Consider the following 21,756-nt stretch of genomic DNA (forward strand, 5'->3'; position numbering starts at 1 on the left):
ACCATGAAGATCGCCGTTTTCGCCGACGTACACAGCAACCTGGACGCGCTGGAAACCGTCCTGGATCATATCGACCGCTGGCGTCCCGACAGGGTACTGTGCGCGGGCGACATCATCAACCGGGGGCCGAAGCCCCGTGAGTGCACTGAACGCGTTGTGACCCGTGCCCTGGCGGAAGACTGGGGCATGATCTATGGGAACCACGAACGGTACGTGCTGAAGTACGGAAGGGGAAACCTGCCCGACCGCGGTCCTGAATTCGAGATCATCCGGCATGCGAAGTGGACGTACGATCAACTGGCCGGCACGGACTGCCTGGTCGAACGCCTCGAAGCGCTGCCCTTTCAGTGGTCCATGACCGATGAGGCGGGGAACGAATTCCGCATGGTGCACGCATCCATGCTGGGAGACCGCAAAGGGATCTTCCCCGATGATACCGAAGCATCGCTGCGCGAGAAAATCGCTCCGGCGCCGAAGGTGCTGGTGGTGGGGCACACGCACCGGCCCCTGATCCGGACCGTGGACGATGCCCTGGTCGTCAACGTGGGCGCGGTGGGCGCGCCATTCGACCGGGACCCCCGCGCGGCTTACGCTCAGATGACGTGCGAGGCCGGTGCGTGGAAGGCGGAGATCATCCGGCTCGAATACGACCGCGAACGGGCGATCGCGCGCTTTCACGAATCCGGCTACCTGGAGGACAGCGGAGATTTCGCCAGGCTCATCCTCGCCGAGTTCCGCAAGGCCCGGTCCCTTATTCCGGGTTGGTACCGCGCCTACGAAGAGCGGGTGATGGGCGGTGAGATTTCGCTGAAGGCGTCGGTGGACCGTTACCTGGAAGACTGCATGATCGACGGCTGAACGCGTAGATCGCCATCCCCATTCATGAAAGGACTGTGATGCCGAAGAACATCGTCGTACTCATTACGGATACCTTCCGCCACGACAACCTGGGAAACCGTGCGGAGCGGCCCGTGCGAACGCCGGAACTCGACCGTTTCGCCGCGGAACGGGCGACGGAGATCACAAAGGCCCACATGGGCAGTTTCCCCACGATCCCCCATCGCACCGATTTCGCGACGGGGGTCACCGGTTGGCCCCATTACGGCTGGCAACCCATCGATTTGAGCGGACCCAACCATGCGGGCAGGATGCTCGGCGAACAGGGTTACGCCACGCAGTTGATCTGCGACTGTCCCCACCTGTTCAAGGCCCGCTTCACCGACGGCTTCGACGCGGCGTACCAGAACCGGGGCCAGGAGGGCGACAGGCCGCTGCTCCACCTCAACGACCCCATAAAACGCGTCGTCCAGGACGACAAAACCCGCGTGCACCCGCGCTATCGGGGCCATACACTCGTCAACCAGCACCGCTGGATCAACCACTATTATCGTTACGAATCCGACGTCTTCTCCGCCCGGACCGCGCAGACCGCCGTTCGCTGGCTCGAAGAAAACGACGAGTCCTCCCCGTTCTTCCTGTGGGTGGACTTCTTCGATCCCCACGAACCCTGGGACCCGCCGGAATACATGGTGCGGCGTTACGACCCCGATTACACGGGGCCGCCCATGCTGCACCCGAACTACGGACCGTCGTCGGCCTACACGCCGGAGGAACTGCATAACCTGTGGGCCCATTATGCGGCGGAGACGGAACTGGTGGACCGCCATATCGGCCAGGTCCTGCAGAAGATCGACGACCTGGGTCTCTGGGACGATACCATCGTGACCGTCATGTCGGACCACGGCATGTCCATCGGCGAACACGACCGGACCGGCAAGTCCAACATCGAAGAGGACGACGGGAGTTTCTGGCCCATCTACCCGGAGATCGGCCACGTCATGCTGATGCTGGCCGGTGGCGACGTGCCCCGCGGTGCGCAACTCCCCCTGATTACGCAGACGATCGACCTTTTCCCGAGTCTCTGCGACCTGGCCGGCGTATCGGTCGACCCGCCGAAACCCTTCGACGGGATCTCCTGCGCCGAGGCCGTGCTGGAAGGCCGGACTACCCATCGCGAGTACGCGGTCAGCGCCTGCAATATCGCGGAACCGTCGGGCGGCCTGCCCCGGCGCGCCACGACGCCCTTCCTCGTTACGGACCGTTGGGGCTACGCACCCGTCGGAGCAGACGGACGACCCGAGCTCTACGACCTGCAGAAGGACCGTCTGGCCCAGCAGAACATCGCCACCGGCAACGAGGCTGTCCTGGATGACCTGCACAACCTGTTCCTGGCTCACCTGGCGGATCACCACGCTCCGGAAGAGGTGACCGCCCTCTGGAGCAAGGCGGGCGGAAGCGGGAACCTCGAGGGTAAATGGGCCATAGACTACCCCGGGGAATAGGGAACGCCCATGGAAGCGGTCGACGATTATACCCGATTTGAAAAGCTCGTCCATCGATTCGATCCGCACGCCAGGCTGAAGCACCATCGCAGCCTGCCCGGCGGCTACTCGGCCGATGTGACCGTCCTGGAAATCGAAGCCGGAGACGGTACGTCGAGAAAGCTCATTCACCGGTTGCACGGCGAGGTGGACCTCCAGCAGAACCCGAACGTGGCCGCGGATGAGTTCCGCGTGCTGCAACTGACCCACGCCGCGGGGCTGGCCACGCCCGCCCCGGTCTATCTGGACGCAACGGATCCCCTTTTTCCCACGCCCTCCCTTGTGCTGGAATATGCCGAGGGGGTTACCGATCTGAAGCCCAGCGATCCGGCGGAGTACGTGATGCAGATGGCCCGGGAACTGGCCAGGATACACCGGATGGACACGGCCGGCCGGGATATTTCCTTTCTTCTGCGGTTGGAGGATGAATGCGCTTCGGCGGTCGGGAGGCCGCCGGATGCTCCCGGCGTTACCGCGGGCGAACGCGAACTGATCGAAATGCTCGCGCCGTGCTGGCCGCTTCCCCGCAGCAATACGCCGGTTGTCCTGCACGGCGACTACTGGCCGGGGAATACCCTCTGGCAGGATGGACATCTCACGGCGGTCATCGACTGGGAGGACACCCGGCGGGGGGACCCGCTCTTCGACGTTTCGAACGCCCGGTTCGAGATCCTGATGCTCTTCGGCGCCGAAATCATGGATACCTTCACCCACCACTACGAAACCCTGAATCCTGTGGACACCGGATGCCTTCCCTGGTGGGATGTCTATACAGCGTTTCGCGTAGTGAACAAACTTGACTTTCTCGCCACGGAGGAACGGGACGAATCCCTGATACGCGCCGACCATCAGTGGTTCGTCGAGCAGGCCCGCAGCCGCATTGGAACGTGCCGGGGCACGCATCAACCGAAAAAATAGCACTTGCCCGAAGCCCCTCCTCCACGTACATTATACGCCGAAGTTTTCGGGGCGTAGCGCAGTCAGGTAGCGCACCAGCATGGGGGGCTGGTGGTCGCTGGTTCAAATCCAGTCGCCCCGATTCCGGCAAGGCAGCCCACCGGGCCCTTGCCCCTTGATCGGTCATATATCGGGGCGTAGCGCAGCCCGGTCAGCGCGCCTGCTTCGGGAGCAGGAGGTCGGGAGTTCAAATCTCCCCGCCCCGATCCGATTTCTCAAACAACAGAAATTCAGCATAGCCATCCTACCTGTTCGCTTCCGTACCCCGTTACCCCGCGACTTCCCGGCCGGACGCTCCGGCAGGTCGCCGAATCCGTAATATCGCGATCTGGCGCAATCTCGTCCCTGAGATACGAACGCGCCCTGATCGACCGGTCATCGAGGAGGATACCGCCATGTCGTACCGGATACGATTTCTGCCGGCCGTCGTCCTGTTCATAGGCGCCGCGCTATGGATGATCACACCGGGCACGGCCCGGTCCCAGGTATCGGACCAGCCGGACACGCCCTTCAAGCTCGCCACCTTCGAGGCCACGGGAACGATCCGCATCGGCATGGCGGTCCGGGCGGACCAGGCGGGCGAAGCGGACCAGGTAAGGCTGATGGACCTGCATGAGGCGAATGCTTATGTCACCCGCCAGCTTGGATTGCCCGTGGTATCCATTCCCAAGGAAATGCGCGCGCTGATCGAGCAGTACGACGCCGTTTCCAACCGCATGTACACGATCGCGAACTACATGGGAGCGGATAACCGCCTGTCGAACCCGGACCTGCCCTTTGTATTCGATCCGGAGAACGTCTCATTCAAAGCGCCGATCAAGTATCCCTACAACCTGCTGGCGGCCGCGGCAAACTACCGGGCCCACGCGGACGAGATGGAGGAATCGGCCATCGGAGGCGCGGGTTTCACCGCCGTTGAAGTGGACGTGGACGCCGAAGAACCCTATTTCTTCGCCAAGTCGCCAAGATCCACCATCATCGATCCGGGCGAACCCTACTACGTGCCGAAGGACGTGAACATCGACTGGGAAGTCGAACTGGCCATCATCATCGGCAGACCGGCCCTGGACCTGACCCTCGAAAACGCCCACGACTATGTCTTCGGTTACAGCATCGTGTTCGACGTCAGTCGCAGGGGCGGCGCAGGACTAAAGCCGATCAACCGCATGTTCCCCGGTCCGAACTGGTTCAATGGCAAGAGCAGCGACCGCGCCGCCCCATTCGGGCCCTACATCGTGCCCAAGGAGTTCATCCAACATGACGATCTCGAAATAAAGACCTGGGTCAACGGCGTAATCAAGCAGGACAGCAACACCAGCTACATGATCTACGATGAAGCGCACATGATCCGGTATTTGACCTCCGTCCAGACCCTCTATCCGGGCGACGTGATCGCCACGGGCACGCCGGACGGCGTGGGCCGCGCCCGGAATCCGCCCGAATACCTCCAGCCGGGCGACGTGGTGGAAATGGAGATCGAGGGTATCGGCCGGCTCGTCACACCCATGGAAGCCAAGCCATGAAGACCCTTGTTGCCGCGCTCCTGAGCGGAGCGATCGCCGCAGGCTGCGGATCTTCACCAGAGGACGATTCAGCGGAGGGCGATTCTGCTCCGGTAGTCGAATCCCCGCTCCAATCCACCATAACGGACGACTACGTCCTTCGCACCGACGCGCTGGCGGAGGATCGTACGCCCCCTGAACCCGATCCCGCGAGCTACGGAATGGACCCGGAAACCGGCCGGTTCGTCTATCCCACGGTCACGCCGCATCAGCATGAGTCCAAACCCTTCGAAGGCCAGCTGGACTACTGGGATACGAACGAGTACGCGAAGGCCATGACCGTAGAGGCCTACTACCCGATTACCGTCGAACCCTTCCATACCTGGCAGAACATCGTGGACTTCGACGGCCGAAGGTACATGTACCAGTACGTCCGGCGCGCCCTGAAAATCTACGATATCACCGATCCGAAGGACCTGAAGGTCGTGCACGAAAAGGGCAGCACATGGACCGGAGACGGGCCCGGCGAGGAGGTCAATCCCTATGGCGAAGGTGACATGTTCGGCGCCGCGTCCATCCAGTGGAACGAGGATCTGGGCAAGTACATCATGGTGCAGGCCTTCGAGATCCGGCGCTTCGGCGTACTGAGCGACAAGCGCGCGGAACCGGAAAAGGTGAAGGCCATTCGAAATGCCAATCATCTCAAAGGGTTCAAGGTATACGAGATGAACGGGCCCCTGCCGGATGACTGGACCTTGATCGCCGAGCGAACCACCGACTACGAGCACCCGGACGCGCCGATCGGACAGCAACAGGGCTCCGGCGTGCGGGACATCCCGGCCTGGCACGGCGGCAGGTACATGTTCGTCGCCGCGGCGCCCAGCGCGGAATACGCGCTTACGGAATACCCGAGCGACCTGTACTCGGCCGGCTACCAGGCGTGGGACATGACCGACCCGGCCGATCCCCTGTTTCTCAGCCAGTTCAACGTGCCGGGCCAGAAGCTGGGAGATCCCGACGACGAGGCCGCCTACCTGGCCAATCCCCGCGCGGGAAACCGGACCTCCTGGTTCGGCGCGCGCATGTCGATTTTCATGGCCAGGCCCGTGGAGGAAGGCGGGAGGTACGGTTATGCCGCCATGGGCGGCCTGGGGTTCTACATGCTGGACATCTCTGACCCGACCGATATCAAGGCGCTGGGACACCTCAACTTCCCGCCCAGCGTCGCGGGCACGGAAGGCGACTACATCAACGTGACGCAGGTGGAAAAAACCGGTGTGGTCTACTATTCCGGCTACCCTTTGAACGAAGACGGCTGGGAGCCCTACAAGGACATCTTCATGATCGACGTGAGTGATCCCGACATTCCCGGACTGCTCGGTACGCTGCCCAGGCCGGTGCCGCCCGCGGATGCGCCGTTCACGGATTTCGTGCAGCGACGCGGAAGTTTCGGGCCGAAGCGAAGCGGCTATTACACCCAACCCGGAACGCCGAAGGAGGACATCCTCCTCTATGCCTTCTACAACGCCGGCGTGCAGGTGTTCGATGTCTCCGACCTTTCCGATCCGAAGATCACCGCCTACTTCGTACCGAAATTCGACCCGTCCCGCACCCCGGAATATGCCCTTGGCAACCTGACCCACGGCATTTACGTCGAATACGACCGCAACCTGGTCTGGTTGTTTACCAATCACGGCTTCTACTGCCTGTCGACCCCCGTGCTGGGCGAACCGCATCTCGGTCCACCCGAGACGCCCTGGCCACGCGGGAACTAGACCATGGTCAGGGTTATCCACAAAGGGCTTTACATCAAAAATGCGAGACACTACATTGGTCAGATATTTGCGAAACTTTTCAATATCAGATCGCCTGTTTTGTATACAGGGAATACGGGCTTGAATCCTCACCCAGGTCCGTGACATCTCTGTGTCTAAACGGTTTTGTGCATGCGATTCGCAGCACCATTCAACCTGCATCATGGGAGGCAGCGTGTGATGAGTAGATTTTCCCCCTTGTTTCGATGGACGCCGCCGGTGATCGCGCTGGCCATGGCGATCACGGTATTAGCATCCTGCGAACCCGCGGCACAAAGGGCGCCGGGAAAGATTATCCCGGTGGAGCAGCCTGATAGCGAATGGCGCATGCTGGGCCGCGACCTGGCCTACACGCGCTATTCCCCGCTGGACCAGATCAACGCGGACAATGTGGACCGCCTCGAGGTAGCCTGGCGATGGAAGCAGGACAATTTCGGCCCACGTCCCGAATACTATGCCCAACCGGTGCCTATCTACGTGGGGGGCATGCTTTATTCCACGGCAGGTACACGGCGCAGCGCCATGGCCATCGAGCCTGAAACCGGCGAGACGATGTGGACCTACCGCCCCGTGGAGGACGAAGAACGCTGGGCAACGGCTCCTCGGCGAAATTCCGGGCGCGGCGTCTCGTTCTGGACCGACGGACAGGGCGACAACCGGGTCATCCTGATCACCCGGGGCTTCTACCTTGTGGCCCTCGACGCCCAATCGGGCATCCCGGTGGCCGAATTCGGCAACAACGGCGTAGTCGACATGATGGAAGGCTGGCGCAACGCGGAAAACGTCACGCCCGTCGGCAACCTGGCCAACACGTCTCCCGCGACGGTCGTGGGGGACATCATCCTCGTTCCGCCGGCCCTCGCCGCGGGATTCCGGCCCCGATCGATGACCAACTCGCCGGGTGACGTCGTAGCCTACGACGCGCGCACCGGTGCGGTCCTCTGGAAGTTCAAGGTCATTCCGGACGATGGCGAGGAAGGCGCGGAGACCTGGGAGCAGAATTCGAGATCCTATACTGGGAACGCCGGCGTGTGGACCTCCATCTCCGCCGACACCGAACTGGGCTATGCCTATCTGCCCGTAGAGGCGCCGACGAACGACTATTACGGCGGGCATCGCCTGGGTGACAACCTGTACGCGAACAGCCTGGTGGCCGTGGATTATACGACGGGCGAGAAGATCTGGCATTTCCAGATCGTCCATCACGACATCTGGGACTATGACAATCCCGCCGCGCCTATCCTGGCCGACGTGACCATCGACGGCGAGCCGCGCAAGATCGTGATCCAGAACACCAAGCAGGGCTATTCCTACGTCTTCGACCGGGTCACCGGCGAACCTATCTGGGACATGCCCGAGACCGACGTCCCCGCGACGGACGTACCGGGCGACCGGGCTTCACCTACGCAGCCAATACCCGTGAAGCCTGCCCCCTGGGAACACCAGGGTATCAGCCAGGACGACCTGGTGGACTTCACCCCGGAGGTGCGCCAGGAGGCGATCAACCTGATGGCCAACCACCGGTACGGACCGCTTTACCAGCCGCCTTCGCTCGCGGAAGCGCCGGACGGTACCATCGGCACGATCCAGATCCCGGGCGCGAACGGCGGGGTCAACTGGAACATGACCTGCCTCGACCCGGTCACCGGCGTGAATTTCATACCGTCCAACACCAGCATTTCTAAACTGGCGTTACGGGCGCCGGATCCTGAAGAATCGGACATGGACTACTTCTCGGCCGGCCTGAGAGCGCCGCGCGTCTTCGGCCAGATCCCGCTGGTCAGGCCGCCCTGGGGACGGATCACCGCGGTCGACATGAACACGGGCGATCACGTCTGGATGGCGCCGAACGGCGATACTCCGCAGGCCATCAAGGACTTGCCTGAGCTGGCGGGCGTCGATCTGCCCCGGACCGGCAAGGCCACCCGGATCGGTTCCCTGGTGACGAGCACGCTGCTCTTCGCCGGCGAGGGCTTCGGGGGAGATCCCTATCTCCACGCCTACGACAAGGCGACGGGCGAAGTCGTCGCGTCGATCGAACTCCCGGCGGCCCAGAGCGGCATGCCCATGACCTACATGCACAATGACGTGCAATACCTCATCATGACCGTCGGCGCCAGTGGCCATGCCGCCGAACTGATCGCGTTGAAACTGGGCGAGGAACCCGAAGCCGAAGAAGGCGAATAGCCGTCGGGACCGGGAGAACGGGATCGAGAATCCCGCAGTTGGCGACTAAAACAGGAGATTCGCAATGAAACGCTACATCTGGAGCCTGGCGGCCGCCGCCGTGATCGCGGCCTGCATGCAGGGCACGGCGGCCGCGCAGGACAATATGCTGACCGAAGCGGAGCAGGAGGCGGGCTGGAAGCTGCTGTTCGACGGCCAGACCCTCCTGGGCTGGACCCACCGCGGCGGTACCGCCATCTGGGCGGTGGAAGACGGCATGCTCACAGGGGAAGCGACGGGTGGCCCGGGATACATCGGGTCCTACGACGAGTTCACCAATTTCGAACTGAGCGTGCAGTTCAACCAGGACGCCGGACATAACAGCGGCGTTTTCGTCCGTGGACCGCACGATACCGGGGCAAGGGTGAACCAGTATTCCTTCTACGAGATCAATATCGCGGATACCCATGGCTCGGGCTACACCACCGGCAGCATCGTGGCGCTGGCCAAGTACGAACCGCCGCCGAAGACCGAAGGCCAGTGGAATACCATGGTCATCACCGCCGACGGACGTGACATTACGGTCATGCTGAACGGGGAAGAAGCCGTCAAGATCCAGGATTCCTCTCATTACAGCGGCGTCGTCGTGCTGCAGGCCTTCGGCCAGGGCAAAATCCGGTTCAAGAACGTCAAGATTCGTTCATTGGATTAGTGAACACCGCGGGGCGGGCCCGTCGTCCGCCCCGCCACATCGATTCGGTACTCGATGAAAACGATTCTCCCAGCCTGCTGTGTCCTCTTTCTGCATCTGTTACTGCATCCGTTGCTGCATCCGCTTCCCGCCCACGCCTGGCCGCAGTCGACTCCGGACACCACCGAAGTTGCCGTAGATCACGTCCTTCAACCCATTGAAGTCACCGCTACCCGCTACATCCGGGAGATCCTCGACATCCCTTATGCCGTGGACCGGGTGGACCGGGACGAGATCCAGCGCGCCGAACCCGGGCTGTCCCTGGAGGAAAGCGTCCGCGGACTTCCGGGCATCATCGTAAACAACCGAAACAACGTTTCCCAGGGCGACCGGATCAGCATCCGCGGCCTGGGCAGCCGGGCGTCCTTCGGCGTGCGCGGGGTGAAGCTGGTGCTGGACGGCATTCCGCTGACCATGGCCGACGGCCAGTCACAGCTCAACAACCTCGATCTCACCTCGGCGGGGCAGATCGAAGTACTGCGCGGTCCCAGTTCCTCGCTTTACGGCAACGCGGCAGGCGGTGTCATCCAGATCCGCACGGAAGAGGCCCCGGACCGGCCACTCGAAGTCACGCCCCGCTTCATCACCGGCTCCCATGGCCTGCGACGCATGCAGGGCAAGGCGGCCGGCACCGCGGGCGGCAGCCGTTTTCTCGTCAATTTCAATACGCTCTGGTTCGACGGGTTCCGCGACCATGCCTTCGCGCGGTCGACCGGCATCAATACGGTCGGAAAACGGATGATCGACGATACCTGGATCATCACGGCAGTAGCCAATTACTACAATGCCCCCTACCAGTACAACCCAAGCTCTCTCGACAAGGCAACGGCCGAGTCGGACCCCGCCAGCGCGAGGGCCTTCGTCCAGCGGCAGGGCGCGTCCAAGGAGGTCAGACAGTTCCAGGGCGGCCTGTCCCTTCGTTACGAGGCGCCCGGGGCCGAGGGGGAGATCACGGTGTTCGGCATGGGACGCACGCTGTTCAACCCCATACCGGGCCGGATCATCGACCTGGACCGTAAGGCCGGTGGAATCCGGGGAGTGTACAGCCGCGAGAGCGGGATCGGAAACGGCGGATTCCGGATGACGGCCGGATTGGATCTGGAGATACAGCGCGACGAACGGCATGAATACGGCAACGGCGGCATACCGGGAGACCTGGTAGGCACGCTGGACGACGCCCGCGTCTTCGACGAAATCTCGCGCGGAGACAAACGGCTGGACCAGGATGAAGGCGTCGATGGCTTCGGCCCCTTCGTGGAAATTGAATGGTCACCCGATCCCGATGTTTCCGTCACCGCCGGCGGGCGGTACGACCGGTTCCGGTACGAGGCGACGGACCGGTTTCTGAGTGACGGGACCGACGATTCGGGAACGCGGAACATGGCACAGTTCAGTCCCCACCTGGGCGTGGCCTTCCGGCCTACTCCGCTCACGGCGGTATACGGCAATTTCTCCACCGCCTTCCAGACTCCGACCACCACGGAACTGAGCAACCAGCCCACGCAGGCGGGCGGTTTCAACCCCGATCTCGAGCCCGAACGAATCCGCGGCTTCGAGGCGGGTATCAAGGGATTCGTGCCCGATGCCGGGTTGGCCTATGACGCGGCCCTCTTCACCTTCGGCATACGCAATATGCTCCTGCCCTTCCAGATCGACAATCCGGAGACGGACGAGGTCTTTTACCGCAACGCGGGCAAAACGCGGAACCGGGGCATCGAACTGAAACTGACCTGGTCTCCCCTGCCCCCGGTCAACCTGGCGTTGGCCTATACGGGCATGCAATTCAGGTTCGACGACTTCGAAGTCGAGCGGGAGGTCGATGGAAGCACCTCGCGCTACCAGTTGTCGGACAACGAAGTGCCCGGCGTGCCGCCCCACCACCTGTTCGCCGGATTCACCTACACCCATCCGGGCAATGGCGCATTCGTGGAGTTGAATGCGCAATGGACGGCGGAGTACTACGCCAACGACTTCAACGGGCCCGCCCCGGGGAACGGAAAGCCCGTATCCGACTTCGTCAACGATGGCTACGGCCTCGTTGATTTGCGCGCGGGAATCACGTACCTTGGAGAGATGGTCGGTGGCGTCCTGTTCGCCGGAGTCAACAACCTGTTCGATACGCGTTACAATGGTTCCATCGTCCCCAACGCCTTCGGGGACCGTTTCTTCGAGCCGGCCGCGGGCCGGACGTGGTACGTGGGACTCGGCCTTCCTATCGGTGCGGGTTCGAGATGACATCCCGCCAGCCCGGATGAGCCGTTCCCTATGAAGACACAGGAGTCGCACACAGGAGTCGCACATGAATAGGTTTATGCGCGTTCTTGGCCAGATCGCCTTCGTGATCGTCCTCGATGCCCTCGTGATTGGCGTGATCTACTACGAAGCGGAACGAGCGAAGGTCGCACTGGCCAATGCCCAGGCCGAGGCGGCCAAGCCCGTGGCCATGTTCGATCCCCGGACCGGACTGGAACTGAATCACCGGACCCGGCTGATCATGGGCGACGGCTACCCTGTCGTGGAAAGGGAATGCGCGCAGTGCCATCCGACCCAGATCATCCGCTCGTACCGGGCGAACCGCGAGGAGTGGCTGGACGCCATCCGGTGGATGCAGGATGAGAAGGGCCTGAAGACATTCGACAGCAAGACCGAAGACACCATCCTGACCTATCTAGAAAACTACTACGGCAGATAGCGGTTCCGATGGCCCACCAGGTCGAATCAGAAATCGATGCCATCGGGTACGCCTATGAGCGAGGCTGGTCCGATGGCCTGCCCGTCGTGCCGCCCACCCGCGATCGCATCGACCGGATGCTGGCCGCGCACGGAGTCGAGCCCGGCCGGGAAATCGGGCGGGTGCCCGAACGAAAGCGAACCGTCACCGCGGAACAAGTCGCGGCCAACGCGGTAATGGCCGGTTGCACCGACGCGCTTTTCCCCGTGGTCCTGGCCGCTGTGGAAGCCGTCCTGGATCCGGCATACAACATTGTCGGCCCCTCGGCCAGTACTGGGGGCGCCGCACCGCTGGTCATTGTACACGGTCCGGTCGTGGCAGAACTGGGTTTCAATGCGGAAACGGCGGTACTCGGCGCGGGCAACCGGTCCAATCTGACGCTGGGCAGGGCACTGAACCTGGTGATCCGGAACGGTATCGGCAGCGTGCCCGGGGACCTGGACCGGGCGACGGTAGCCCATGCCGGACGCATCGCGTACTGCCTGCCGGAAGCGCGTTGCGCCGGCTGGCCGACCCAGGGCGAAGAACGGGGTGTTCCCGCGGACCGCGGCGCCGTAACGGTGTTTGCCGCCGAAGCCCCCCATTCCGTGGCCGACCACGTGAACGACGTACCTGAAGGCCTGATCGACTCGTTCGCGCGCGTCGCCCGCACGACCAACTACGCCGGCGCCGCCATCGTTTTCGTCATCTGCCCGGAACACCGGTCGGTCTTCTGCAGGGCCGGGTGGACGCGCGATACGATCCGGGATGCGCTGTTCGAACGCACGGCGGCCGCAGGACGCGAAATCCACGCAACGGGCCGGCACGACGACCTGGATCCCGACGAACGCATTACGCTGACGCCGGACCGGGACGGCATTTGGATCGTCTTCGCAGGGGGTTCGGCGGGCGGACACTCCGCCATCATCCCCTCCTGGCTGGGAGCGGGCAGGGGAGTCGGATCGCGGCCTGTGACGCGCCTGGTTTCCCGATCGTAACGACCGTATAACGACCGTATAGCGACCAAATTCAAGCCGCCGATCCGACGATTAGCCGCCGATCCGTCGTCACTCCACAGGCTCCCGGAGCATGGAATATGCCCATATCCCTTGTCGATCCCACGGCCTCCGCCGCCGAAGCGATCCTTCGGCCGGCCCGTCGTCCGCTCGGTCCCGGGCACACCGTAGCCGCACTGGTAAGCAACGGAAAGCCCAATTCCGATGTCATCCTTCGCGGCGTATTCGAGCAGTTGAGCAAACGCCTGGACCATCCCGTGGAATCGCTCGAATTCACCAAGGAAAGCGCCAGCCGCGTGCTGTCCAACGAGATGACCGGTCTCATCGCGCGGCGCTGCCATTTCGCCCTCGTGGGCGTCGGCGACTGAGGCTCCTGCAGCGCGTGCAGCATGCACGATGCCCTCATCCTGGAGAACCTCGAACTACCGTCCGTATTGCTGTGTACGACCAACTTCACGCACACCGCCCAGGTACTGGCGGAGCAACTCGGACGCGGTAATTATCCGATCGTAGAAATCGATCATCCCATCGGCCGGCTCGATGACAGCGGACTCGCCGACCGGGTCGACCAGGCGGTGGACAAAGTCATTGAACTGTTGATGTAGATAATTCATGTAAGTTCCGGTGTAACAATCTGTTTCAATTACGATAAAGTTTGTGGTTTCAGGAGGTGAAACATGTTTAAACCCTGTTGGAAACTGGTTCCGGCCGCGCTGCTGGCCGGGATCGTCAACCTCGCCGCGGAGGCCCAGCAGACGGCACCGCAGGCGGGATTGCGGGAAAACCCTTCGCGGGTACACGCCCTCGAAAACGCCCGGATATACGTCCGCCCCGATCTCGTGATCGAAAAGGGCGTCGTGGTCATCCGGGACGGGTTGATCGTCGAGGCGGGGGCCTCCGTCGACATCCCGCCGGATGCCCAGCGGTGGGACTACTCCGGCCAGACGATTTATCCCGGTTTGATCGAGATGTTCACGCAGGCCGGACTGCCGGAAGACGAAAGGGACCCGTCGTCGGGGTCTACCCACTGGAACCCCGCCGTCCGCCCGGAGCGTTCCGCCGCCGAAGCGTACCGCGTCAGCGAGACTGAGATAGAACGGTTGAGGAAAACCGGATTCGCGGCGGCCATGGTCGTAGCGGATCGAGGCGTGTTCGCGGGCAGCAGCGCGGTCGTCAACCTGGGATCCGGATCCCCCAATGAGAACATTCTGAAGCGCGACGTCTTTCAGCACCTGCGCATGGAACGGAACCGGAACCGCACCTATCCGGCCTCCATGATGGGCGTAGTGGCCCTCATGCGGCAGACGATCCTCGACGCGCAGTGGTACCGGGATGCCCACGCGGCCTACGCCGCGAATCCCCGCCAGGACCGTCCGGAGGACAACGACGCGCTGGCGGCGCTGGACAGGGTGGCCGCCCGCGACCAGGCCGTGCTAGTGAGTGTCCATGACGACCACGCCTTCCTGCGCGCCGTCCGCCTGGCCGATGAATTCGGTTTGCGGCTCCTCGTGCGGGGCAGCGGCCATGAATACCGCATGCTGGACGCGCTCCGCGAAGCAGGTGCGCCCGTCATCCTGCCCCTCGATTTTCCCCGGTCGGACGATCTCTCCGTCTCCACGCCGGAAGACGCCCTGGACGTCACCCTGGCCGCATTGCGGCACTGGGAACTGGCGCCCGGGAATCCCGGAAGGCTACACCGGGCCGGGATCCCCATCGCGCTGAGCAGTACAAGGTTGGACAATGGCGCCGAATTCCACGAAAGGGTGCGTGAAGCGATCGAGCACGGGTTGGCATATGAAGCGGCGCTGGCCGCGTTGACCACGACGCCCGCGTCCATGCTCGGACTGGGCAGCCGCCTCGGAACCCTGGATCCCGGCAAGCTGGCCAACATGACCATTACCGACGGCCCCCTCTTCGCGGAGAACGTGAACGTGCAGGACGTCTGGGTCGCGGGCAACCGCCACGTGGTCACCCCCCGGCCGGTCACCGATCCCCGGGGCGCGTGGGTGGTCGTCCTGGAGGGTGACAGCCTGTCGCTGTCCATCGAAGGCACACCGGGGGCGCCCAAAGGGACCCTGGACAAGGACGGGAACTCCATGGGGGCGATAAGCATGGCGTTGGAAGACGCGCGTCTCGCATTCAGCGTGGAGGACGAGACGCTGGGAGAAGCCGGCGTATGGCGTTTCTCGGGTTCGATACAGGGAGACCGGATTACCGGCCGGGGGATCCGCCCCGGCGGTGAAAGCGTGGTCTGGTCGGCCGAACGCACCGCACCTCGGGAAGCGGAAACGAAGGACATACCCGCGCCGGCCGATGTGGTTGAACCTCCGGCGCTGTACCCTCCGGGCGCCTTCGGCAGGGATAGCGTACCGGCACGACCGGAACATCTCGTCGTCCGGAACGCCACGGTGTGGACGCTTGACGAGCGGGGCAGGCTGGAGAACGCGGATGTGTTGATCCGTGAAGGTAAGATCGTGGAAGTCGGCGCGGGCATCACAGCGCCGGAAAACGCCGTAGAGATCGACGGGACCGGCAAGCACGTCACGCCCGGTATCATCGACGCCCATTCGCACACGGCTATCCTGGAGGGTATTAACGAAGGAACGCAGGCCGTGACCGCCGAGGTGGGCATCGGCGACGTCATCGACAGCCACGATATTGCCATGTACCGGGAACTGGCCGGAGGACTCACGGTGGCCAATGTGCTGCACGGTTCGGCCAACCCCATCGGAGGGAAGAACCAGATCATCAAGCTGAGGTGGGGCGGCGGTCCCGAGGAGCTCAAGTTCACGGAGGCCAAGGCGGGGATCAAGTTCGCCCTGGGCGAGAATGTCAAGCGCAGCAACTGGCGCATCCTCAGCGACCGCTATCCGCAGAGCCGCATGGGGGTCGAGCAGATCATCCGCGACCGGTTCCGGGCAGCCCGGGAATACCAGCAGGCGTGGGACAGATACGAGGCGCTGGCGGACAAGTCCGACGTCGTGCCGCCCCGCCGGGATCTCGAACTGGAAACGCTGCAGGAAGTCCTCACCGGTGATCGCCTCGTCCACTGCCACTCCTATCGGCAGGACGAGATCCTGATGCTCCTTCGAGTGGCCGATGAATTCGGGTTCACGATCGGTACCTTTCAGCACGTGCTGGAGGGATACAAGGTCGCGCCGGAGTTGGCCGCCCACGGCGCGGGCGCATCCGCTTTCAGCGACTGGTGGGCCTTCAAAGTGGAAGCCTACGACGCCATCCCCCATAACGGGGCGTTGATGCACGACGCGGGCGTGCTGGTAACCTTCAACTCCGACAGTAACGAACTCGCCCGGCGTTTGAACACGGAAGCCGCCAAGGCGGTGAAGTACGGCGGGGTGGACGAGGTGGAAGCCCTGAAGTTCGTCACATTGAACGCGGCGATCCAACTGGCCGTCGATCCCTGGGTCGGATCGCTCGAGCCGGGCAAGGACGCCGACTTCGTGATCTGGAATGGCCATCCCCTGTCCACTTATACGAAGTGCGAACAGACGTGGATCGACGGAAGGAAGTACTTCGATATCGAAGAGGACCGGCAGATGCGGATCGAAGTTGAAAAAGAACGGACCCGGCTGATTCAGAAACTGCTCAGATCACCGGAAGCAGACGAGTCCGATACCGAAGAACGAGCGCCGGAGGCGTAGGCCCGTACAAGCCGGTATCCCGGCGAATGGAGGCTGGAAATGGTGGCATTACCCCGTGTATCTCTGGGGACGGACCCGTCGGCGAAAACCGCCGCCGGTACGTGGTGGAAGCGAACCGCGGCTCCGTTGATGTTTCTTTTACTTATATCGGGACTCACTTTCGGTCCCCTGGTTCACGAAGTGGCGGCTTCCAAACAGAAGCCCGCCGGTCCGCAGGAACAACCCATCGCACTGGCCGGCGGAACGGTCCATACGGTGAGCGGCGGCGTCATCGAGGGCGCCACGGTGCTTTTCGAGTCCGGCGTCATTACCGGCATCGGGACCGACCTGGCCCTGCCCGACAACACCCGGGTGATCGATGTTACGGGAAAACATGTGTATCCCGGCCTGATCGCCGCACCGACGACCCTTGGTCTCACCGAGATCGGCTCGGTGTGGGCGACCCATGACAATATCGAAACCGGGAACGTGACCCCCAGCGTCCGCGCGGTGACCGCCGTGAATCCCGACAGTGAATACTTCCCTGTCGCCCGGGCCAACGGGATCCTGACCGCCCTGACCATGCCGGGCGGGGGTCTGATCTCCGGTCTTTCCGGGCTGATCGCAATGGATGGCTGGACCACCGAGGGAATGACCCTTGTTGCGACGGTGGGGCTTCACGTTCGATGGCCATCCTACCGCGTTCGCGACATTCCCGGCCTGGGCGGCCGGGAAGACCAGATCAAGGATCGCAAAGCGGCCATTACCAGGCTTCGCGACGCCTTTCGAGAAGCCAGGGCGTACATGATTGCGAAGGAGGCCGAACGCGGAGGCGGACCTTTTCATCCCTCCGACCTCGGCTGGGAGTCCATGATCCCGGTGCTCAGGAAGGAACTGCCCGTTTTCATACACGCGTCTGAAGAGAAGCAGATCCACGCCGCGATCGACTGGGCGCTGGCCGAGGATCTAAGGATCGTCCTGGTCGGCGGTGCCGACGTCTGGCGTGTGGCGGACCGATTGAAGGAGAACGATATCCCCGTGATCATCGGCGCCGTGCATTACCTGCCCGCCCGTCGTTGGGAGGCCTATGACGCGCCTTTCACCAACGCCCTGAAGCTGCATGAGGCCGGTCTGGCCTTCTGTATCGGCGAGGGCGGAGGCGCCTCAAACGTGCGGAACCTCCCGTATCACGCGGCCACCGCGGCGGCCTACGGCCTCCCGAAGGAAGAGGCGCTCAAGTCCGTCACCCTTTACCCCGCGCGCATTCTCGGGGTGGAGGACCGGCTCGGTTCCCTGGAGACGGGCAAGGACGCCACGCTGATCGTGACCACTGGAGACCCGCTCGAGATCATGACACAGGTGGAACATGCCTTCATCCAGGGCCGTCCGGTCGATATCAGCAGCAAGCATACCGATCTTTACGACAAGTACCGGACCCGGCTGGAACAGGTGAAATAAGATCCGGTCGCTGAATTCAGCACGACGACATGTCCTATTCCATACTACTGAGCGGTTGCGGCAGCGCGGCAATGTACGTGGCCCAGGTGGCCGAGCAAAGCGGGCGCGCCCGGGTGACCGCCCTCTTCGACCCATCCGGGGAGCAGCTCGCGGCGGCCCGGTCGCGCTACCCCGATGCGGTTACCGGCGACGATCTCGGATCGCTGATTGCCGATGTGCGACCGGACATCGTCGCCGTGGCGGGACCGGACCATCTGCACGTCGGCCAGACCGTCCTGGCCCTGGAGCTCGGTGCCCATGCCCTGGTGGAAAAACCCCTGGCCACGACCGTGGCCGACGCCCGGCATGTCATGGACGCCGCCGACCGTACGGGCCTGACTGTGATGACAGATCACACTATACGGTACATGTATCCCTGGCGAGAGATGTCCCGCATCGCCCGTTCAGGAGAAATCGGCGACATTTTCTTCGTACAGGGCGACTACATCCACGACATGTGGTCCATCTACGAGCCCGGCGAGCGCAGACACACGCCGTGGCGAATCGACCGCCAGCACCCGCAGAACATCCTGCTGGGCGGCGGCTGCCATCCTATCGATAACATCCTGTCCACGGTGGACTCGCCGGTCGTGGAGGTCTTTGCCTATAGCAGCAAGATGAGCGTGCCAGAGTTTCCCGCGGATGACTGCTATATCGTCATGCTGAAGTTTGAAAACGAGGTGCTCGGTAAGGTCTTTGTGTCCAGCGGCTGCTCCGGGCACGGCATGGGCGGCGGCATGCTGGCCGTGTACGGCACCGAAGGGACGCTCTGGAACGGAAAGCTGTACCGTAGGGGGGAGGAACCCGTGACGCTGCCCAACGTCTCGGACGAGGCCGCCGTGGGCGGTCACGGCTGGGGCCGTTCCGTCATCGATTTCCTGGACACGCTCGACGGGCGCATCGAAAACCCGATTCCCGCCCGCATGGGCGCCCGCGTCGTGGCCGTCTGCGAGGCCGGCCTCGAGTCCGTCCGCACCGGCCGGCCGCAAAAGCCGGAATGGCCTTGATCCGTCCCACCGGCGCAGCACGCTAGCCCGGCTTCAGTTCCCTGAAGAAGGCCATGCTTTGCTCCGCCGCTTCGCGCAGTCCGGCCTTCCTGTAGACCTTCACCGAAGCGAAATGGGGATACCCGACGCCTTCCAGGGCATCGAGGACGACCGCGAAGTCGATGCGGCCGGTACCCGGCAGTCCGCCGTGGCTTTCGCAGAGATGTACGTGCCTGAGACGGGCGCCGCAGTCGTGGATGGGCTGAACGAGTGAGGTCTCCTCGATATTCATGTGGATGGTGTCGACCATGGGATGGAAGGCGGTGGATCCGGTGTCCCGGATCAGGCGCAGGACTTCCCCGACGCTGTTGTTGAACCCCACCTGGAGGTGGTTTACCGGTTCGATCACGATGTCGACCCCCCTGCCCTCGGCTTCCCGCCCCACCCACCTCAGACAGGAAACGATCCGCGCTTGGGCGGCCGCCGGATCCGGTTCGTCGGAGCGCAGGCCCTGCAACAGGCCCACCACCAGGATGGCGCCGAACCGATTTGCGGTCTCCATGTACTCCACCAGGCGCTCGACCGTTCGGTCGCGAATGGACGGGTCCGGGGCGCTGAGACAGAGTCCCTCCCCGTACGCCGCACCCGTGAGAAGCGAAACGACCGGAAGATCGTTCTCACGGGCGGCGTCCTCGACCTGATCCAGCAGGCCGGCCAGTTCCAGGGTAAGGTTCAATTCCACGCCGTCATATCCAATGGAACGGATGAAACGGAAGGTGTCGGCTATACTCCCGCCCCATCGGGACGGCGGATCGATCAGCATGTAACCGAGATGATTCATGAATCACAATATAGGTAGTTGCCCGAAGCGCCTGATAGATGTTTCTTAGTTGAGATCCGATCCGATCCCAATCCGGAGATCCCCATGGAAACCGACCTCGGCATCCTCTCCATCGTGCCGCCGGCCCTTGCCATCGTACTGGCCTTCCTGACCCGGAACGCCGTGTATTCCCTTGCGGTGGCCTGCCTGGTGGGCGTCCTGATCGCGGGACAGGGGCCCCTGGGGTTTTCCCAGTTGATGATCGACGCGATCGGGAATACCAGTTTCTCCTGGGTATTCATGCTCGAGATCTGCATCGGGATCATGATCGCCTTCTTCATGCGGACCGGCGCCATCGAGGCCTTCACGCAGTTCGTGGCGTACCGAAAGCTGTCGCGCAAGGGCGTACAGCTCTGGACCTGGATGCTGGGCATGTTCGTTTTCTTCAGCGACTATTTCAGCCCGCTCTTCGTCGGGACCACGATGCGGAGCCTGGCCGACAAGGCGCGGATATCCCGGGAGAAACTGGCCTATATCGCCGACTCCACCTCCGCCCCGGTCATCGTCCTCCTGCCCTTCACGGGCTGGGCGATCTACATCTCCGGACTCACCATCGGCATGGGACCCATCGCCGATGCCGGCGATGCGCTGAACGCCTTCATTCACTCCATTCCCTACAATATCTACGCCATCACGGCAGTCATCCTCGTCGGACTGATCGCCGCCGGACTGGTCCCGGAATTCGGCCCCATGAAGAAAGCGGAACGCCGGGCCATGGACGAAGGCAAGGTGCTGAGAGACGGCGCGGTCCCGCTCATCGGACGGGAACTGACCGAGACCCCCATGTTCCCGGACATAAAACCCCGCCTGTTCCTGAACTTCATCCTGCCCGTCATCCTGATCATCGTCATCGTACTGGGTTCCTTTGTGCTCACGGGATCCGCGAAGACGCTGGAGGCCTATCTCGCCGTCGTCATCTTCCTCGGCATATCGATCCGCATCCAGGGCATCCGGCTAAACGACATCATGGACACGGCGATGACGGGCATCAAGGGGATCATGCCGGCCATCATGATCCTGGTTTTCGCCTACACGATCAACCAGTTGAGCAGAGACATGGGCACGGCCGATTACATGGTATCGATTTCGAGAGACTTCCTCACCCCGTCCATGCTCCCCCTGGCCACCTACCTGCTGGCGGCGGTGATGGCCTTTTCCACCGGCACGTCCTGGGGCACCTTCGCCATCATGCTGCCGATCGCGGTTCCCGTGGCCCTGGTTTATTCCGGGGACGCGCTGACCGACATCGTATACGCGACCATTGCGGCCGTGGCCGGCGGCGGGGTCTTCGGCGACCACTGCTCTCCACTCTCCGACACCTCGATTCTCGCTTCGACCGGCGCGGCATCGGATCATATCGATCACGTCAGGACCCAGATCCCCTATGCGATGATCGCCGCCGTGCTGACCGGCGTCGTATACCTCGTCATGGGGCTGACCGTTTGGTCCTGACCG

At 63.0% G+C, this 21,756-nt stretch carries 17 protein-coding genes and 2 tRNA genes; 18 read left to right on the forward strand and 1 reads right to left on the reverse strand.

The window, feature by feature from the left end; translation table 11 throughout:
* The first annotated feature begins 3 nt into the window (after positions 1-3).
* The 17 genes from F4X08_08720 (at position 4) to F4X08_08800 (ending at position 19,442) form a co-directional block, all read left to right on the forward strand.
* Positions 4-858: a metallophosphoesterase family protein gene (locus tag F4X08_08720; protein ID MYD25881.1), complete on the forward strand. Its 855-nt coding sequence runs from the start codon at positions 4-6 to the stop codon at positions 856-858.
* 38 nt (positions 859-896) lie between these two features.
* On the forward strand, positions 897-2,342 hold the full coding sequence (locus F4X08_08725) for a sulfatase (protein ID MYD25882.1): 1,446 nt from the start codon (positions 897-899) through the stop codon (positions 2,340-2,342).
* Between the two features lie 9 nt (positions 2,343-2,351).
* Complete coding sequence (locus F4X08_08730) at positions 2,352-3,299, forward strand: phosphotransferase (GenBank protein ID MYD25883.1); 948 nt, start codon at positions 2,352-2,354, stop codon at positions 3,297-3,299.
* 47 nt (positions 3,300-3,346) lie between these two features.
* Positions 3,347-3,420 (forward strand) — tRNA-Pro (locus F4X08_08735).
* Between the two features lie 49 nt (positions 3,421-3,469).
* A tRNA-Pro gene (locus tag F4X08_08740) sits at positions 3,470-3,544 on the forward strand.
* Positions 3,545-3,733: 189 nt separating this feature from the next.
* Positions 3,734-4,861 carry a fumarylacetoacetate hydrolase family protein gene (locus F4X08_08745; GenBank protein ID MYD25884.1) on the forward strand — a complete coding sequence of 376 codons (1,128 nt, stop codon included), beginning with the start codon at positions 3,734-3,736 and terminating at the stop codon, positions 4,859-4,861.
* Positions 4,858-6,615 carry a hypothetical protein gene (locus F4X08_08750; protein MYD25885.1) on the forward strand — a complete coding sequence of 586 codons (1,758 nt, stop codon included), beginning with the start codon at positions 4,858-4,860 and terminating at the stop codon, positions 6,613-6,615. Before F4X08_08745 ends, F4X08_08750 begins: the two co-directional genes overlap by 4 nt.
* Positions 6,616-6,786: 171 nt before the next feature.
* Complete coding sequence (locus F4X08_08755; GenBank protein ID MYD25886.1) at positions 6,787-8,841, forward strand: PQQ-binding-like beta-propeller repeat protein; 2,055 nt, start codon at positions 6,787-6,789, stop codon at positions 8,839-8,841.
* 64 nt (positions 8,842-8,905) lie between these two features.
* A complete protein-coding gene (locus tag F4X08_08760; protein ID MYD25887.1) occupies positions 8,906-9,532 on the forward strand; it encodes a DUF1080 domain-containing protein in 627 nt (208 codons plus the stop codon).
* A gap of 54 nt (positions 9,533-9,586) precedes the next feature.
* Complete coding sequence (locus F4X08_08765) at positions 9,587-11,806, forward strand: TonB-dependent receptor (protein ID MYD25888.1); 2,220 nt, start codon at positions 9,587-9,589, stop codon at positions 11,804-11,806.
* Between the two features lie 64 nt (positions 11,807-11,870).
* Positions 11,871-12,263, forward strand: a complete 393-nt coding sequence (locus F4X08_08770; GenBank protein ID MYD25889.1) for a hypothetical protein — start codon at positions 11,871-11,873, stop codon at positions 12,261-12,263.
* Positions 12,264-12,271: 8 nt separating this feature from the next.
* Positions 12,272-13,279 (forward strand): hypothetical protein, encoded by a 1,008-nt coding sequence (locus F4X08_08775; protein MYD25890.1) that lies wholly within the window; start codon positions 12,272-12,274, stop codon positions 13,277-13,279.
* Positions 13,280-13,377: 98 nt separating this feature from the next.
* Complete coding sequence (locus F4X08_08780) at positions 13,378-13,665, forward strand: hypothetical protein (protein MYD25891.1); 288 nt, start codon at positions 13,378-13,380, stop codon at positions 13,663-13,665.
* Between the two features lie 21 nt (positions 13,666-13,686).
* On the forward strand, positions 13,687-13,902 hold the full coding sequence (locus tag F4X08_08785; GenBank protein MYD25892.1) for a hypothetical protein: 216 nt from the start codon (positions 13,687-13,689) through the stop codon (positions 13,900-13,902).
* 72 nt (positions 13,903-13,974) lie between these two features.
* On the forward strand, positions 13,975-16,959 hold the full coding sequence (locus F4X08_08790; GenBank protein ID MYD25893.1) for an amidohydrolase family protein: 2,985 nt from the start codon (positions 13,975-13,977) through the stop codon (positions 16,957-16,959).
* A 39-nt stretch (positions 16,960-16,998) separates the two neighbouring features.
* Positions 16,999-18,396, forward strand: coding sequence for an amidohydrolase family protein (locus F4X08_08795; protein MYD25894.1), 1,398 nt, complete (start codon positions 16,999-17,001; stop codon positions 18,394-18,396).
* Between the two features lie 29 nt (positions 18,397-18,425).
* Complete coding sequence (locus F4X08_08800; GenBank protein MYD25895.1) at positions 18,426-19,442, forward strand: Gfo/Idh/MocA family oxidoreductase; 1,017 nt, start codon at positions 18,426-18,428, stop codon at positions 19,440-19,442.
* Between the two features lie 22 nt (positions 19,443-19,464).
* On the opposite strand, the gene F4X08_08805 is transcribed toward F4X08_08800, so the two are convergent.
* Complete coding sequence (locus tag F4X08_08805) at positions 19,465-20,262, reverse strand: sugar phosphate isomerase/epimerase (GenBank protein ID MYD25896.1); 798 nt, start codon at positions 20,260-20,262, stop codon at positions 19,465-19,467.
* 84 nt (positions 20,263-20,346) lie between these two features.
* Between F4X08_08805 and F4X08_08810 the strand changes: the two genes are divergently transcribed.
* On the forward strand, positions 20,347-21,753 hold the full coding sequence (locus F4X08_08810) for a transporter (GenBank protein ID MYD25897.1): 1,407 nt from the start codon (positions 20,347-20,349) through the stop codon (positions 21,751-21,753).
* The last annotated feature ends 3 nt before the right edge of the window (positions 21,754-21,756 follow it).

This window comes from Gemmatimonadota bacterium (genome assembly GCA_009841265.1).
Taxonomy (GTDB): Bacteria; JAAXHH01; JAAXHH01; order JAAXHH01; family JAAXHH01; genus JAAXHH01.